This window comes from Pseudomonas sp. MC6 (assembly GCF_054790575.1).
In genome coordinates, this window is the sequence record NZ_CP186504.1 from 1914352 (window position 1) to 1930121 (window position 15770).

The 15770-nt window shown below is 60.6% G+C and carries 8 protein-coding genes; 2 read left to right on the top strand and 6 right to left on the bottom strand.

Going from position 1 to position 15770, the window contains the following annotated elements; all coding sequences use genetic code 11:
- Positions 1-157 precede the first annotated feature (157 nt).
- Complete coding sequence (gene ccoG / locus ACOYXE_RS08595; RefSeq protein WP_160057701.1) at positions 158-1588, top strand: cytochrome c oxidase accessory protein CcoG; 1431 nt, start codon at positions 158-160, stop codon at positions 1586-1588.
- A 274-nt stretch (positions 1589-1862) separates the two neighbouring features.
- Positions 1863-3272, top strand: coding sequence for a GntR family transcriptional regulator MpaR (gene mapR / locus ACOYXE_RS08600; RefSeq protein WP_034155962.1), 1410 nt, complete (start codon positions 1863-1865; stop codon positions 3270-3272).
- A gap of 116 nt (positions 3273-3388) precedes the next feature.
- Here the strand turns inward: mapR and ACOYXE_RS08605 are convergent, their stop codons facing one another.
- The 6 genes from ACOYXE_RS08605 to ACOYXE_RS08630 all read right to left on the bottom strand — a co-directional run bounded on the left by ACOYXE_RS08605 (position 3389) and on the right by ACOYXE_RS08630 (position 15731).
- Positions 3389-4135 (bottom strand): SDR family oxidoreductase, encoded by a 747-nt coding sequence (locus tag ACOYXE_RS08605; protein WP_038368973.1) that lies wholly within the window; start codon positions 4133-4135, stop codon positions 3389-3391.
- A gap of 180 nt (positions 4136-4315) precedes the next feature.
- Complete coding sequence (locus ACOYXE_RS08610; RefSeq protein WP_405123862.1) at positions 4316-6397, bottom strand: putative bifunctional diguanylate cyclase/phosphodiesterase; 2082 nt, start codon at positions 6395-6397, stop codon at positions 4316-4318.
- Positions 6398-6609: 212 nt separating this feature from the next.
- Positions 6610-8079: an efflux transporter outer membrane subunit gene (locus ACOYXE_RS08615; protein WP_460928710.1), complete on the bottom strand. Its 1470-nt coding sequence runs from the start codon at positions 8077-8079 to the stop codon at positions 6610-6612.
- Positions 8076-11183, bottom strand: coding sequence for an efflux RND transporter permease subunit (locus ACOYXE_RS08620; protein ID WP_116032998.1), 3108 nt, complete (start codon positions 11181-11183; stop codon positions 8076-8078). The genes ACOYXE_RS08615 and ACOYXE_RS08620 overlap by 4 nt, the downstream gene beginning before the upstream one ends.
- A gap of 142 nt (positions 11184-11325) precedes the next feature.
- Positions 11326-14427: an MdtB/MuxB family multidrug efflux RND transporter permease subunit gene (locus tag ACOYXE_RS08625; RefSeq protein ID WP_160057698.1), complete on the bottom strand. Its 3102-nt coding sequence runs from the start codon at positions 14425-14427 to the stop codon at positions 11326-11328.
- A complete protein-coding gene (locus ACOYXE_RS08630) occupies positions 14424-15731 on the bottom strand; it encodes an MdtA/MuxA family multidrug efflux RND transporter periplasmic adaptor subunit (protein WP_160057697.1) in 1308 nt (435 codons plus the stop codon). Before ACOYXE_RS08630 ends, ACOYXE_RS08625 begins: the two co-directional genes overlap by 4 nt.
- Between the last annotated feature and the right edge of the window lie 39 nt (positions 15732-15770).

A 15770-nucleotide genomic window follows, 5' to 3' on the forward strand; every position in this document is an offset into this window, starting at 1 on the left:
GGCGTTTGCGCCCACGCCTGCGGGCTGCTTCAACTTGTCGCAGGCGCCGCGCGAAAACGCATCTGATCCGCTTTTTATTGAAATACCTGAGTCTGTTATGCAAACAGATCGACGCTCATAGTGCTCTGGCCTGATGGAGGCTGATGAGCGAATGACCATGAGCGAACAAATCCCCGTCCGAACCGTAGAAGTAACGCCCACTATAAAGAGTGTGCCCGCACGCCCAATGAAGGCGACGGCCAAATCCAGCGACAACCAGATCCACACCCGCAGCTTCACCGGCCTGTTCCGCACCCTGCGCATGAGCGGCGCGGGTTTTCTGTTTGTGCTGTTTTTCGGCACGGTGTGGCTGAACTGGGGCGGACGTCAGGCGGTGCTCTGGGATCTTTCCGAAAGCAAATTCCACATCTTTGGCGCGACATTCTGGCCGCAGGATTTCATTCTGCTTTCGGCTCTGCTGATCATCGCCGCGTTCGGCCTGTTCGCCATCACCGTGTTTGCCGGTCGGGTCTGGTGCGGCTACACCTGCCCGCAGAGTTCGTGGACGTGGATCTTCATGTGGTGCGAGAAGATCACCGAAGGCGAGCGCAACCAGCGAATCAAACTGCAAGCCGCGCCGTGGAGTCTGAACAAGCTGGCTCGGCGCGCGGCCAAGCACACCCTGTGGCTGGCGATCAGCGTGCTCACCGGCCTGACTTTCGTCGGTTACTTCACGCCGATCCGGCCATTGGCCGAAGAACTGCTGACCCTGCAAATCGGCGGCGTCAGCCTGTTCTGGGTGCTGTTCTTCACTGCTGCCACTTACATCAACGCCGGTTGGCTGCGCGAGGCGGTGTGCATGCACATGTGTCCGTATGCGCGGTTCCAGAGCGTGATGTTCGACAAGGACACCCTGGCGATTTCCTACGACGTCGCCCGTGGCGAGAACCGTGGCCCGCGTAAACGCGACGTGAAACCGCTGGAAGCCGGCCTGGGTGATTGCATCGACTGTCAGTTGTGCGTGCAGGTCTGCCCGACCGGCATCGACATTCGCGACGGCTTGCAGATGGAGTGCATCGGCTGCGCCGCGTGCATCGATGCCTGTGACTCGATCATGGACAAAATGAATTACCCGCGTGGTTTGATCCGCTACAGTTCCGAGCGCGAATTGCAGGGTGGCAAGACCCATCTGCTGCGCCCCCGACTGATTGGCTACAGCGTGGTGCTGGTGGCGATGATCGGCGCGCTGGCATGGGCGCTGGTCGAGCGGCCGATGGTCTCGCTGGACGTGACCAAGGATCGTGGGCTGTTCCGCGAGAACGGTCAGGGGCAGATCGAAAACATCTATAGCCTGAAAGTCATCAACAAGACCCAGCAGCGCCAGGATTACAACCTGAGCCTGGTCGATGGCGACGGCTTCCAGTTGCAAGGCAAGACGGAGTTGAGCCTGGCCCCGGGTGAGATTGTCGATGTGCCGGTGTCGGTGGCGATGACCACGGAACGCCCGGCCAGCAGCTCGCAAACCTTGAGTTTCAAGATTGCCGACAGTGATGAGCCTGAGGTTTACAGCGTGGCGAAGAGCAGGTTTGTTGCGCCGATGAATCGTTGAGCCGTTAGAATCTTTTCCCCTCACCCCAGCCCTCTCCCAGGGGTAGAGGGGGCCGACCGAGGTGTCTGTCGCTATACATCGACCTGAGAAACCGAGTCGATTATGGATTCAACAAAGCATTCTCAGGTCGAGTCGATTACGGATTCGGCGAAGCACTTTCAGGTCGGTGTAGTTCACAAGCATCCCCCAATCAGTCCCCTCTCCCTCTGGGAGAGGGCTAGGGTGAGGGCTTCCTCCCTGACACACCTCAATAACACCAGCACCAAGGTACTCGATGAAACGCTACGAAAAATTCGCCGACGACATCGCTGAACTGATCCGCTCCGGCGTTCTTGGCCCCGGCCAGCGCGTGCCTTCGGTGCGCTACGCCAGCCAGACCTACGGCGTCAGCCCGTCCACGGTGTTTCAGGCCTACTACCTGCTTGAACGTCGTGGCCTGATCCGCGCCCGACCGCGCTCCGGCTACTTCGTCAACACCCATGCACCGAGCCCGTTTTCCGAGCCGGTGATCAGTAGCCACGTCAACGACTCCACCGAAGTCGACGTCAGCGAACTGGTGTTCTCGGTACTCGATTCGATCAAGGACCCAAGCACCATCCCCTTCGGCTCGGCATTCCCCAGCCCTACCCTGTTCCCGCTGCAACGTCTGTCGCGCTCGCTGGCCAGCGCTGCCCGCGAGATGGATCCGCGCATGGTCGTCACCGACATGTCGCCGGGCAACCCGCAACTGCGCCGGCAGATCGCCCTGCGCTACATGGTTGGCGGCCTGATGCTGCCGATGGAAGAATTGCTGATCACCAACGGCGCCCTCGAAGCGCTGAACCTGTGCCTGCAAGCCGTGACCGAACCGGGCGATCTGGTGGCGATCGAAGCCCCGGCCTTCTACGCCAGCCTGCAAGTACTCGAACGGCTGAAACTCAAAGCAGTGGAAATCCCCGTACATCCACGCGACGGCATCGACCTCGGCGTGCTCGCGCAAACCCTCGAACGTCACCCGATCAAGGCCTGCTGGTGCATGACCAGTTTCCAGAACCCGATGGGCGCCACCATGCCCGAGGCGAAGAAACAGGAACTGGTCGAACTGCTGCGCCGCCATCAGGTGCCGCTGATTGAAGACGATGTCTACGCTGAACTCTATTACGGTCAACAGGCACCAAAACCGGCCAAGGCTTTCGACACTGAAGGTCTGGTGATGCACTGCGGCTCGTTCGCCAAGAGCCTGGCCCCCGGTTATCGCATCGGCTGGGTCGCTGCCGGGCGCTATGCGCAGAAAATCGAACGACTGAAACTGATGACCTCGCTGTGTGCCTCGATGCCAGCGCAAGCAGCGATTGCCGACTACCTGCAACACGGCGGCTACGACCGGCATCTGCGCAAACTGCGTTACGCCCTGGAAGAACAGCAGAGCGCGATGTTAGCGGCCATCGCCCGTTACTTCCCGGCGCAGACGCGGGTCAGCCAGCCGGCGGGCGGTTACTTCTTGTGGCTGGAACTGCCACCGCAGATGGATTCGCTGAAGCTGTTTCAGATGGCACTGGCGCAAGGCATCAGCATCGCGCCGGGGCCGATTTTCTCGCCGACGCAGCGCTTCAGGAATTGTATTCGGTTGAATTATGGCAGCCCTTGGACCGAGGATTCGGAGAAGGCCATGGAGACGTTGGGGCGGATTGTGCGGTCGTTCTGACAGATTATTGCTGCCCCGTCAGAAGCTATCGCGAGCAGGCTCACTCCTACAGGGGAACGCATTCCAAATGTAGGAGTGAGCCTGCTCGCGATAGGGCCAGAGCGGTCACCGCTGAATTAACGCCCGCCCCCCAAATCAACAAACGTCCCGGTCGCATACGACGCCTTGTCCGACAACAACCAGACAATCGCCTCCGCCACCTCATCCGGCCGCCCGCCACGGGCCATCGGAATCGCCGACTCCAGCTTGCTGACCCGATCCGGATCGCCGCTCAAGGCATGGAAATCGGTATAGATGTAACCCGGGCGCACCGCGTTGACCCGAATCCCCTCACCCGCCACTTCCTTGGACAAACCGATGGTGAAGGTATCGAGTGCACCTTTGGACGCGGCGTAATCAACGTATTCGTTTGGCGAACCGAGACGCGAGGCCACCGACGACACATTGACGATACTGCCGCCCTGCCCGCCGTGCTTGGGCGACATGCGCAGGATCGCGTGCTTGGCGCAGAGGATCGGCGCCAGGACATTGGTTTTCATGATCTTGAGAATGCGAAATTCGGACATTTCGTCGACCCGCGACTTTTGCCCGACGGTGCCAGCATTGTTCACCAGGGCGGTGACCCGGCCCAACTCGGTGTCGACCCGATGGAACAGCGCGATCACTTCGTCTTCGATGCTGACGTCGGCGCGCACTGCGATGGCTTGGGCGCCCAATGCGCGAACTTGCTCCAGCACGCTTTGCGCGGCTTGCTCATCCGACTGATAGTTGATGCAGATCCGATAGCCTTGCTCGGCAGCCAACAACGCCGTAGCGGCGCCAATCCCGCGCCCGCCACCGGTGATCACAATGACTTTATCCATGCTGGCCTTTCCCCCCAATGCACACGTAACAGTCGGGGGGAAGAATAACCGCCATTGGCGGGTTTTGCATGGAGTCTGTGGTGTCTGGACAGACGTCTTCGCGAGCAGGCTCGCTCCCACAGGGGTATGCATTCCAAATGTGGGAGCGAGCTTGCTCGCGAAGAACGATAATGCGGTCGATCAGACCACCGCCACCTGCTCGCCCCGCGCAATATCCCGCATGAATTTATCTGCCGGCATCGGATGCCCCAGCAGATAACCCTGCAACGAATCACAGCCCAACTCAGTCAGAAACGCCTGCTGCACACCGGTTTCCACGCCTTCAGCGACAATCCGCAACCCAAGCGCCTGCCCCAACGCAACGATCGCCGAGACGATCGCCGCATCATCACTGTCATGCTCAAGATCGCGCACAAAACCACGGTCGATCTTCAGCTCGTTGGCCGGCAAACGCTTGAGGTACATCAGGCTGGAATAACCGGTACCGAAGTCATCGATCGACAGATCGACGCCCATGTCCGACAACTCCTGCAGTACCGTCATGCTCGCATCGGCATCGCTCATCGCCGTGGTTTCGGTGATTTCCAGGGTCAGACTGTTGGCCGGCAAGTGGTGGGTGGCCAGCGCCTTGGCCACGCTGCGCACCAGACCGGTGTGGCAGAACTGCAACGCCGACAGGTTCACCGCAATCCGCCAATCGGTGTAACCGAGCACGTACCACTCGCGCATCTGCCGGCAGGCTTCATTGAGCACCCATTCACCGATCGGAATGATCAGCCCGGATTTCTCCGCCAGTTCGATGAATTTGTCCGGCATCAGCATGCCGTGAATCGGATGCTGCCAGCGCAGCAACGCTTCCGCGCCGACCGGACGGCCATTGGCGGCGTCGAACTTCGGCTGGTAATACAGACTGAACTGGCTGTGCTCCAGCGCCGCGCGCAGATCTTGCAACAACTGCAATTGCTTGCGCGCGTTGTTGTTCATCGACGCGTCGAAGAAGCTGTAACCATTTTTGCCGCCGCCCTTGGCGTGGTACATCGCCGCGTCGGCGTTCATCAGCAGTTCCTGCGCGTTCTGGCCATTGCCCGGATACAAGGCGATGCCGACGCTGGCGGAGATCTGCAAGTCATGCTCGGCGACACGAAACGATTGCGCAATCAGACCGACCTGACGTGCCGCCAGCCCGAGCGCGTCATTGGGTTCGGTCAGGCGCACCAGCAACACGAATTCATCGCCACCGATGCGCGCCAGTGTGTCCGGGCCGCGCAAGTCTTCACGCAGACGCAACCCCACTTCGCGCAACAACTGGTCGCCCATATGGTGACCGAAGGCATCGTTGACCGGTTTGAAGCCGTCCAGATCGATGAACATCAAGGCAAAACAGCCGCCCTGCTCGTGGACCTTTTTCATCGCCTGATTGATGCGGTCGTCCAGCAGCATGCGGTTCGGCAGGCCGGTCAGGGTGTCGTGCAGAGCCAGTTGCGTGAGTTCGCGGTTGGCCACAGTCAATGAGTGCGCCAGATCAGCGGTGCGCGCTTCCAGGCGTGCGTCGAGAATCGAGGTCAGCAAGGCAATCGACAGCACCGCCAACGTAGTGATCAACACCAGGCTGTCGAGGCCGTTGCCTTTCAAGCCATTGACAGTGGCACCGCAGAAACTGCCGTCAGGAAATTGTGCAGCCGCCATGCCGGTGTAATGCATGCCGACAATGGCGATGCCCATGATGATCGCCGCGCCGCCACGAATCAGGCGCACGTACGGCGAGTGCTGACGCAGGCGGAAAGCGATCCACAGTGCCGCAGCCGAGGCGCCGACGGCAATCAGCAACGAAGCGCCAAACAGCGTCGGGTCGTAATCGATCCCAGGCGTCATGCGCATCGCCGCCATACCGGTGTAATGCATGGCACTGATTCCGGTGCCCATGATCAACGCGCCAAACGCCAGTTGCAGAATCGGCAGCTTCGGCTGGCTGACCAGCCACAAGGCGAACCCGCAGGACAACACGGCAATGAGCAGTGACAGCGCGGTCAGAGTGATGTCGTAGCCAAGGTCGATCGGCAGTTTGAAGGCGAGCATGCCGATGAAGTGCATCGACCAAACGCCGATGCCCATGGCAAACGCACCACCGGCGGTCCAGAAATGCACCGCACGGCCCTTGGCCGTGGCAATGCGACCGGTGAGGTCGAGCGCGGTGTAGGAAGCGAGAATCGCCACGCACAACGAAATGAAAACCAGGGTGGAGGAATAACTACCGATGAGCATGGGATTTCTCGTGGCCACCCAACGCGGATTGCGTCCATTCTCGGTCGGGCAAATGCGGCGATTGTACTGATTGCGCAGAAGAACGCACTGACAAAGTAAGCAATTGGCCATCAACCCGATGAAACGCTCGTTTGATCGGCCGACGAGGCTCTGGCGCGGCGTTCATAGCTTTGCTCAAAACTGAAATACATACCCGTAGGAGGCACATGGCGTCAGTTGGAGTTGCTTACATCCAGTTGCCCGTCCCAGCCACCGCCCAGCGCCGCTATCAGTTGCACACTGGCGATCAAGCGGCTTTGCAGAATGTTCAGCACGCTGCGCTCGTTGCTTAACGCTGTCGCTTGCACCACCACCACATCGATGTAGGCAATCAACCCGGCCTTGTACTGGTTTTCCGTCAGGCGCAGGGAGTCGCGGGCGGCATCGAGGGCTTCCTGACGCACCGCTGCTTCGTCTTCGTACACCTTGAGCTGCACCAGATAGTTTTCCACCTCGCGGAAACCGTCGAGCACGGTCTGGCGGTACTTGGCCACGGTCTGGTCGTACACCGCCTCGGTGCGCTCGACTTCTGCCGAGCGTATGCCACCGTCGAACAGCGGCAGCGCCAGTTTCGGCCCGACCGACCAGAAACGGTTCGGCAGGCTAACCAGATTCTGCGAGGTACTGCTGCTGTAGCCGCCGCTCAGGCTCAGGCTCAGGTCCGGGTAATACGCCGCTTTGGCCACGCCGATGTTGGCGTTGGCGGCAATCACCGAACGCTCTGCCGAAGCAATGTCCGGGCGGCGCTCGAGCAATTGCGATGGCAGGCTCAACGGCACCTGCGGCAGCTTTGGAATGGTCTGCACTTCGGCAATGTTGAAATCCGCCGGCGCTTGCCCGGTCAGCACGGCAATCGCATTTTCGAACTGCGCGCGTTGCCAGATCAGATCGACCAGATCGGCCTGGGTGCTTTTCAGTTGTGTCTGCGCTTGCGCTACCGCATCGCGCCCGGAAACCCCGGCGCGGTATTGGTTCTGGGTCATTTTCAGCGAGCGCTCATACGCCGCCACCGTGGCTTCGAGCAGACGTTTTTGCTGATCGATCACGCGCAATTGCAGGTAGTTCTGCACCAGCTCCGATTGCTGGCTCAGACGCATGGCCGCCAAGTCGGCAAAACTGGCCTGGGCGCTGGCCTCATCGGCTTCCAGTCCACGGCGCAGCTTGCCCCACACATCGGCTTCCCAACTGACACCCAGCTCAGCGTTATAGGTATCGCGAATACCACTGGACGAACTGCTCAGACTCGAACTGCTGCTGCCGGTGCCCTGACTGGAGCGGGTCTTGCCCAGGCTCAAGTCAACGCTGGGATAAAACGCTCCGCGAGCACTGCGCACCAAGGCCTGGGCCTGACGGTACTGGGCTTCCGACTGCGCGACGGTCTGGTTGGAATTGTTGAGTTTTTCGATCAGCCCGTTGAGCTGCTGATCGCCGTATAACTCCCACCACGCACCACGGGCCAGCGAATCGCTCGGGTTGGCCTGAGTCCAGCCCTCGGCTTCCTTGTACTGGGCAATTTCAGCGGTCTGCGGACGCTGGTAGTCCGGGCCGACAGCGCAGGCGCTGAGCATCGCCACGCACAGCGACAGGCTCAGCAGACGCGAGCCGCGAGCAGTGGCCAGATTGAAAAGCGAACGGTCAGTCATAGCGGAGTTTCCAGAGCGGCGTCAGTACGCACGCCACGCCATTTGTTGAAACGATGGCGCAGCTTGTCGAGATAGAGGTAAACCACAGGTGTGGTGTAGAGCGTCAGCACCTGGCTGAAAATCAGTCCACCGATGATGGTCAAACCGAGCGGCTGGCGCATTTCCGCGCCTTCGGCCCGGCTGAGCAGCAACGGCAAGGCGCCGAGAATCGCCGCCAGCGTGGTCATCAGAATCGGCCGCAGGCGTTGCAGACAGGCACTGCGGATCGATTCCAGCGGCGACAGCCCTTGATGCCGTTCCAGTTGCAGCGCGAGGTCGATCATCAGAATGGCGTTTTTCTTCACCACGCCAATCAGCAGGAACAACCCGAGCAACGAGATCAGACTGAACTCGCCGCCCAGCGCATAGATCGACAGCAACGCGCCGACACCGGCCGACGGCAAGGTCGACAGAATCGTCAGCGGGTGGATGTAGCTTTCGTACAGCACGCCCAATACCAGATACACCGCCAACAACGCCCCGAGAATCATGAACGGTTGGCTCTTCTGCGTAGCGGCAAAGGCGTCGGCCGTGCCGGCCATTTTCGCGATGACATCTTCCGGCAGGCCGAGCTTGGCAATCGCCCGCTCGATGGCGGCACTGCCCTGCTCCACTGTCACACCTTCGGCCATGTCGAAGGAAATGTCTTCGGAGGCGAACTGGCCTTCGTGGCTGACGCGATCATCTTCCAGGCTGCTCTCATAATGAGCGATCGTCGACAGCGGCACCCGCGCACCGTCAGCGGTGATCACCTGCACTTGCTTGAGAGTCACCGGGTCCTGGGCGTATTTCGGATTGACCTCCATCACCACCTGATACTGGTTGAGGCTGTCATAGATCGTCGAAATCTGCCGCTGGCTGTAGGCGTTGTTCAACACCGAGGTAACCATGTCCATGTCGATCCCCAGGCGCTTGGCCTGATCGCGGTCGACAATCAACGTCACTTGCTGGGCACCCTTGCCTTCACGCGCATCGATCGCGGTCAGTTCGGGCAACGCCCTTAACGCGGCAACCACTTTTGGATACCACTTGCGTAACTCGCCCAGATCGCCACTCTGCAGGATGTAGCTGTACTGCGAGGTAGTCTGTTCGCGGCCGCCGCCAAATTGCAGATCCTGATCCGCCATCAGCATCAGTTGCGCGCCGGGCACCTTGGGCATTTCCTTGCGCAGGCGCTCGATGACTTTCTGCGCGTTGAGCTGGCGCTCCTTGATCGGCTTCAGACGCACCAGCATGAAAGCGTTATTGGTGCCGTTGGAGCCACCGATGAACCCGGCGACACTTTCCACCGCTTCGTCCTTGAGCACGGCGCGGCGGAAGATTTCCATTTTCGGCTGCATCACACTGAACGACAGACCGTCGTCACCGCGCACGAAACCGATCAACTGGCCGGTGTCCTGCTGCGGCATGAAGGTTTTCGGCACCACCACGTACAGCGCGACGTTGACGCCGACGGTGATCAGCAAGCTGAGTAACGTCAGGCGCCGGTGGCGCAACACCCAGTCGAGGCTGGTGGCGTATTTGCCAACCATCCAGTCGTTGGTGCGGCGGCTCCAGCGTTGCAGGCGGTTTTCCTGCCCCGGTGTGTGCGGTTTGAGCCAACGGGCGCAAAGCATCGGCGTCAGCGTCAGCGAAACCACCAGCGAGACGACGATGGCCGCGGCCAGGGTGATGGAAAATTCGCGGAACAGACTTTCGACAATCCCACCCATGAACAGAATCGACAGAAACACCGCGACCAGCGAGACGTTCATCGACAGCAAGGTGAAACCGACTTCCTTGGCCCCGAGGTACGCGGCCTGCATCGGTTTGACGCCTTCGTCGATGTGCCGGGAAATGTTCTCCAGCACCACAATGGCGTCGTCCACCACCAGCCCGGTGGCCAGAATCAGCGCCATCAGTGACAGGTTGTTCAGCGAGAAACCGTAGAGGTACATCACCGCAAAGGTGCCGACCAGCGACACCGGCACGGCCAATGTCGGAATCAGCGAGGCGCGGAAGTTACCGAGGAACAGGAACACCACCAGAATCACCAGCGCCACGGCAATCAGCAGGGTCATCTCGGCTTCATGCAGAGTGGCCTTGATCACCGGCGAACGGTCCATGGCCAGATTCAGTTTCACACTGGCCGGCAACACCGCTTGCAGGGCCGGCAGTTGCGCCTTGATCTCGTTGACCGTCTCGATGATGTTAGCGCCGGCCTGGCGGTTGATCACCAGCAGCACCGCCGCGTCATCGTTGAAGAAGCCGCTGTTGTAGCGGTCTTCGACGCCGTCGCTGACTTTGGCCACATCCTTGAGGCGCAGCGCGGCGCCGTCGGCATAGTGGATGATAAGTGACTCGTAATCCTTGGCTTTTTCCAGCTGGTCATTGGCCTGGATCTGCCACAACCGTTGGCCGTCCTCAACCGAACCTTTGGGCCGGCGCACGTTGGCATCGGCGATAGTCTTGCGCACATCGTCGAGCGCCACGCCGTATTGGTTCAGCGCTTGCGGTTCGAGTTCGATACGCACCGCCGGCAACGAACTGCCGCCGATCTGCACTTCACCGACGCCCTGCACCTGCGACAGGCTCTGGGACAGAATGGTCGAAGCCAAATCGTAGAGCTGGCCTTTTTCCAGCACATCGGAGGTCAGCGACAGCACCATGATCGGCGCTTGCGACGGATTGACCTTCTTGTAGGTCGGCATGCTGCGCATACCGCTCGGCAACAGGTTGCGCGAGGCGTTGATCGCCGCCTGCACTTCCCGCGCGGCACCGTTGATGTCGCGGTCGAGATCAAATTGCAGAATGACCCGGGTCGAACCCTGACTGGAGCGGCTGCTCATGGTGTTGACGCCGGCGATTGCGCCGAACGAGCGCTCCAGTGGCGTCGCCACGGTGGACGCCATGACCTCCGGACTGGCGCCGGGCAGGCTCGCCTGCACGACGATCACAGGGAAATCCATTTGCGGTAACGGCGCCACCGGCAGCAGACCGAAGCTGACGCCGCCGAGCAGCATGATTGCCAGGCTCAGCAGCATCGTTGCGACTGGACGCTTGATGAAAGGACCGGAGAGGTTCATTGACCGCGATCCCCGACTTCACACCCATCCCCTGTAGGAGTGAGCCTGCTCGCGATAGCGGTGTGTCTGTTTACATAGATGTTGCAGGTGCCGGCCTCATCGCGAGCAGGCTCACTCCTACAGGGGTTATGTGTTCGGACAGTCATACCGACACCTCTTCAGCATCCGCATTGGTCTTGCCAAAGCGTCGCCCGAGGCGGTCGAAATACAGGTAAATCACTGGCGTGGTGAACAGCGTCAGCACCTGACTCACCAGCAGACCGCCAACCATCACCAGACCCAGCGGCTGACGCAATTCAGCCCCGGAACCGGTCGCGAGCATCAACGGCACCGCACCAAACAGCGCCGCCAGCGTGGTCATGAGGATTGGCCGGAAGCGCAGCAACGCCGCCTGATAGATCGCCTGTTCCGGCGCCATGCCCTGATTGCGCTCAGCATCGAGGGCGAAGTCGATCATCATGATCGCGTTCTTCTTGACGATACCGATCAGCAGGATGATGCCGATGATCGCGATCATGCCCAGGTCATTGCCACTGAGCAGCAGCGCCAGCAAGGCGCCGACCGCCGCCGACGGCAGGGTCGAGAGAATGGTGATCGGGTGAATGTAGCTCTCGTAGAGCACGCCGAGCACGATGTACATGGTCACTACCGCCGCCAGAATCAGCAGCAAGGTGCTCGACAGCGACGCCTGGAATGCTTCGGCCGCGCCTTGGAACTGGGTCTGCACGCCGACGGGCATGCCGATGTCTTTCTGCACCTGTTCAATGATGTCGACCGCATGCCCCAGCGCCACACCGGGGGCGAGGTTGAACGACATCATCACCGCCGGGAACTGGCCGATATGGGTGATCGCCAGTTGCGCCTGACGTTCCTCGATATGAGCCAGACTCGACAGGCGTACCTGCGCGTCATCGGTGGTCTTGACGTGAATCTGGTCCAACGCCTGCGGGCCGATTTTCTCACCGGCCTGGGCTTGCAGCACCACGCGGTACTGGCTGGCCTGGGTATAAATGGTCGAGATCTGCCGCTGGCCAAAAGCGTCATAAAGCGCATCGGTGATGTTCGCCACCGAAACGCCAAGGCGTGAGGCGGCATCGCGATCGATCACCAGATAAACCTGCAAACCCTTGTCCTGCAAATCACTGGCAACGTCGGTCAGTTCCGGACGCTGGGCCAGCGCTTCGACGAGACGGCCGCTCCACTGGCTGAGCAGTTCGGAGTCCGGCGAGGACATGCTGAACTGGTATTGCGTACGGCTGACACGGTCTTCGATGGTCAGGTCCTGCACGGGCTGCATGAACAGGCGGATGCCGACCAATTTGTCCAGTTGTGGCTGCAGGCGCGCAATCACTTCAGTAGCGCTCAGATCGCGATCGCCATGGGGTTTGAGGTTGATCAGCAAGCGCCCGCTGTTGAGCGTGGCGTTATCGCCGTCGACACCGATATAGGACGACAGGCTCTGCACCGCCGGATCTTCGAGAATGATTTTCGCCAGTTCCTGTTGACGCTCGCCCATGGCCGCAAAGGAAATCGACTGCGGCGCCTCGGAAATGCCCTGAATCACCCCGGTGTCCTGCACCGGGAAGAAACCCTTCGGCACGACCATATAGAGGAACACGGTCAACGCCAGTGTGCCGATCGCCACCAGCAAGGTCAGTGGCTGGTGCTTGAGCACCCAGCGCAGCATCCGACCGTACTCAGCGATCATCCAGTCGATGACAGCGCCGCTGGCACGGTAGAAACGGCCCTGTTCATGTTCCTCGGGTTCACGTTTGAGCAAACGTGCGCACATCATCGGCGTCAGGGTCAGTGAGACCACCAGCGAAATCAGGATCGCAACGGCCAGGGTGATGGCGAATTCGCGGAACAATCGCCCGACCACGTCCGCCATGAACAGCAGCGGAATCAGTACTGCAATCAGCGACAGGGTCAAGGAGATCAGGGTGAAGCCGATCTGCTTGGCGCCCTTGAGCGCGGCCTGCATCGGGCTGTCGCCCTCTTCGATAAAGCGCGAAATGTTTTCCAGCATGACGATGGCATCGTCGACCACAAAACCGGTGGCAATGGTCAGCGCCATCAAGGTCAGGTTGTTTACCGAGAACCCGGCCAGATACATCACGCCAAAGGTGCCGATCAGCGACAGCGGCACGGCCACCGACGGAATGATCGTGGCACTGGCGCGACGCAGGAACAGGAAGGTCACCATCACCACCAGGGCGATGGCGATGAGCAATTCGTGTTGTACGTCGGTGACCGAGGCGCGGATGGTCTGCGTGCGGTCAGTCAGCACCGTCACTTCGAGGCCGGCCGGCAGGTTGTCGGTGATGCTCGGCAGCAGCGCCTTGATGCGGTCGACCACCTCGATCACGTTGGCACCCGGCTGCCGCTGGATGTTCAGCAACACCGCCTGATTCTGGTTGGCCCATGCAGCGAGGCGTTCGTTTTCGGCGCCATCGACGATTTCCGCCACGTCCTTGAGCCGCAACGGTGCGCCGTTCTTGTAGGCGAGGATCAGGTTGGCGTAATCCTTGGGCGAGGTCAGTTGATCATTGGCGTCGAGCATCGACACCCGCGTCGGGCCGTCAAAGTTGCCTTTCGGCTGGTTGACGTTGGAGGCGCTGATCAAGGTGCGCACGTCCGACAGGTTCAGACTGTTGGCCGCCAGCGCTTCCGGGTTGACCTTGATCCGCACGGCCTGGCGCTGACCACCGGCAATGCTGACCATGCCGACGCCGCTGATCTGGGCGATTTTCTGCGCCATGCGCGTATCGACCAGATCGTTGAGCTTGGGCAGCAGCATGGTTTTCGAGGTGATCGCCAGGGTCAGCACCGGGGTGTCTGCCGGGTTGACCTTGTTGTACACCGGCGGCGCCGGCAAATCAGTCGGCAGCAGATTGGTCGCGGCGTTGATTGCGGCTTGCACCTGTTGTTCAGCGACGTCCATGTTGATGTCGAGGCTGAAACGCAGGGTCAGCACCGACGCACCGCCGGAACTGGTCGAGGCCATTTGCGTCAGGCCCGGCATCTGCCCGAACTGGCGCTCGAGCGGCGCGGTCACGGCACTGGTCATCACATCCGGGCTGGCGCCGGGATACAGGGTCATGACACGGATGGTCGGGTAATCGACCTGTGGCAACGCCGATACCGGCAACAAGCGATAAGCAATCAGGCCGGCCAGAACTATGGCCAGCATGCTCAGGGTAGTGGCTACCGGTCGGAGGATGAACAGCCGCGAAATGTTCATGCGCCCTTCTTGGCCTTGTCAGTGACCACAGCGTCTGGCGTCTGGGCAGCGGACTTGCCTTGCAGGTGTTCGGTCGGCGTGGTCGGTACTTGATTGCTGTCGTTGACCACTTCCACTTCACTGCCTTCCTTCAGGCGGTCGGTGCCTTCCAGTACCACGCGGTCGCCGGCAGTCAGACCTTCGGTGATGACGGTGTTTTCGCCGTCGCTGGCACCAATCTTCAACTGGCGAATGGTGACTTTCTTGTCGCCGTCCAGCGCATAGACGAAGGTCCCGTTGGTGCCGAACTGGATGGCCGCCGATGGTGCCAGCACCACGCCTTTCAGCGTGTCAGCGAGCAAGTGAACGTTGACGAACTGGTTGGGGAACAGCGCCTGATCGCGGTTGTCGTAGCGGGCCTTGAACTTCAGGGTGCCGGTGGCGACGTCGATCTGGTTGTCGAGGCTTTGCAATACGCCGGTCGCTTGCAGTTTGCTGTCACCGCGATCCCAGGCTTCAGCCGGCAGCTTGGCGCCACTGCGATAACGCGCGAGTACGGTTTCAAGGCTGTTTTCCGGCAAGGTGAAAGCCACGCTGATCGGCTGGGTTTGCGTGATCACCGCGAGGAACGTGGTGTCGTTGGCGGTAACGAGGTTGCCGACGTCAACCTGACGCAGACCGACGCGACCGGCAATTGGCGCGCGGATTTTGGTGAATTCAAGATTGAGCTTGGCGTCATTGACCGCAGCCTGGTTAGTCTTGACCGTGCCCAGATACTGGCCGACCAGTGCTTCGGCGGTGTCCAGCGTCTGTTTGGCGATGCTGTCCTCTTTGTACAGACCGCGATAACGCTCGACGTCGACCTGAGCGTTTTTCAGTTGTGCCTGATTCTGCAGCAACGTGCCTTCAGCCTGCAGCAAGGCATTCTGGTACGGGCGCGGGTCGATCTCGGCCAACAGGTCGCCAGCCTTGACCATCTGCCCTTCTTCGAAATTGATTTTCACCAGTTCGCCGCCCACCCGGCTGCGCACGTTGATGGTGTTGAGCGCGGTCACCGTGCCCAGAGCCTTGTAATACAGCGGGAAGTCGCCGGTGACCGCCGGCGCCACGCGCACCGGAATCGGCCCGGTGCCGCCACCGAAGCCCGGCCGCATCATCCCCGAACGCCCGGTGTGCCCGGCCGCCGCCTTGTCAGCGCCCTCTTTGTGGGCTGAACCGGCGGGCCAGAATTTCCAGCACAGGACGGCGATCACCAACAAGACAAGCAGGCTGATCAGCCAGCGACGGGAGTTACGAGGGGACGATTGCATGGAGTCATTAACCATTGGGCGCGTGGGCTTCTTTTACGGGAGGCTGAACGATAA

What these genes read in the sequence shown, in the direction of transcription:
- ccoG (WP_160057701.1), top strand. Translation starts at nt 158, where the DNA reads ATGAGCGAACAAATCCCCGTCCGAACCGTAGAAGTAACGCCCACTATA.
- mapR (WP_034155962.1), top strand. Translation starts at nt 1,863, where the DNA reads ATGAAACGCTACGAAAAATTCGCCGACGACATCGCTGAACTGATCCGC.
- ACOYXE_RS08605 (WP_038368973.1), bottom strand. Translation starts at nt 4,135, where the DNA reads ATGGATAAAGTCATTGTGATCACCGGTGGCGGGCGCGGGATTGGCGCC.
- ACOYXE_RS08610 (WP_405123862.1), bottom strand. Translation starts at nt 6,397, where the DNA reads ATGCTCATCGGTAGTTATTCCTCCACCCTGGTTTTCATTTCGTTGTGC.
- ACOYXE_RS08615 (WP_460928710.1), bottom strand. Translation starts at nt 8,079, where the DNA reads ATGACTGACCGTTCGCTTTTCAATCTGGCCACTGCTCGCGGCTCGCGT.
- ACOYXE_RS08620 (WP_116032998.1), bottom strand. Translation starts at nt 11,183, where the DNA reads ATGAACCTCTCCGGTCCTTTCATCAAGCGTCCAGTCGCAACGATGCTG.
- ACOYXE_RS08625 (WP_160057698.1), bottom strand. Translation starts at nt 14,427, where the DNA reads ATGAACATTTCGCGGCTGTTCATCCTCCGACCGGTAGCCACTACCCTG.
- ACOYXE_RS08630 (WP_160057697.1), bottom strand. Translation starts at nt 15,731, where the DNA reads ATGGTTAATGACTCCATGCAATCGTCCCCTCGTAACTCCCGTCGCTGG.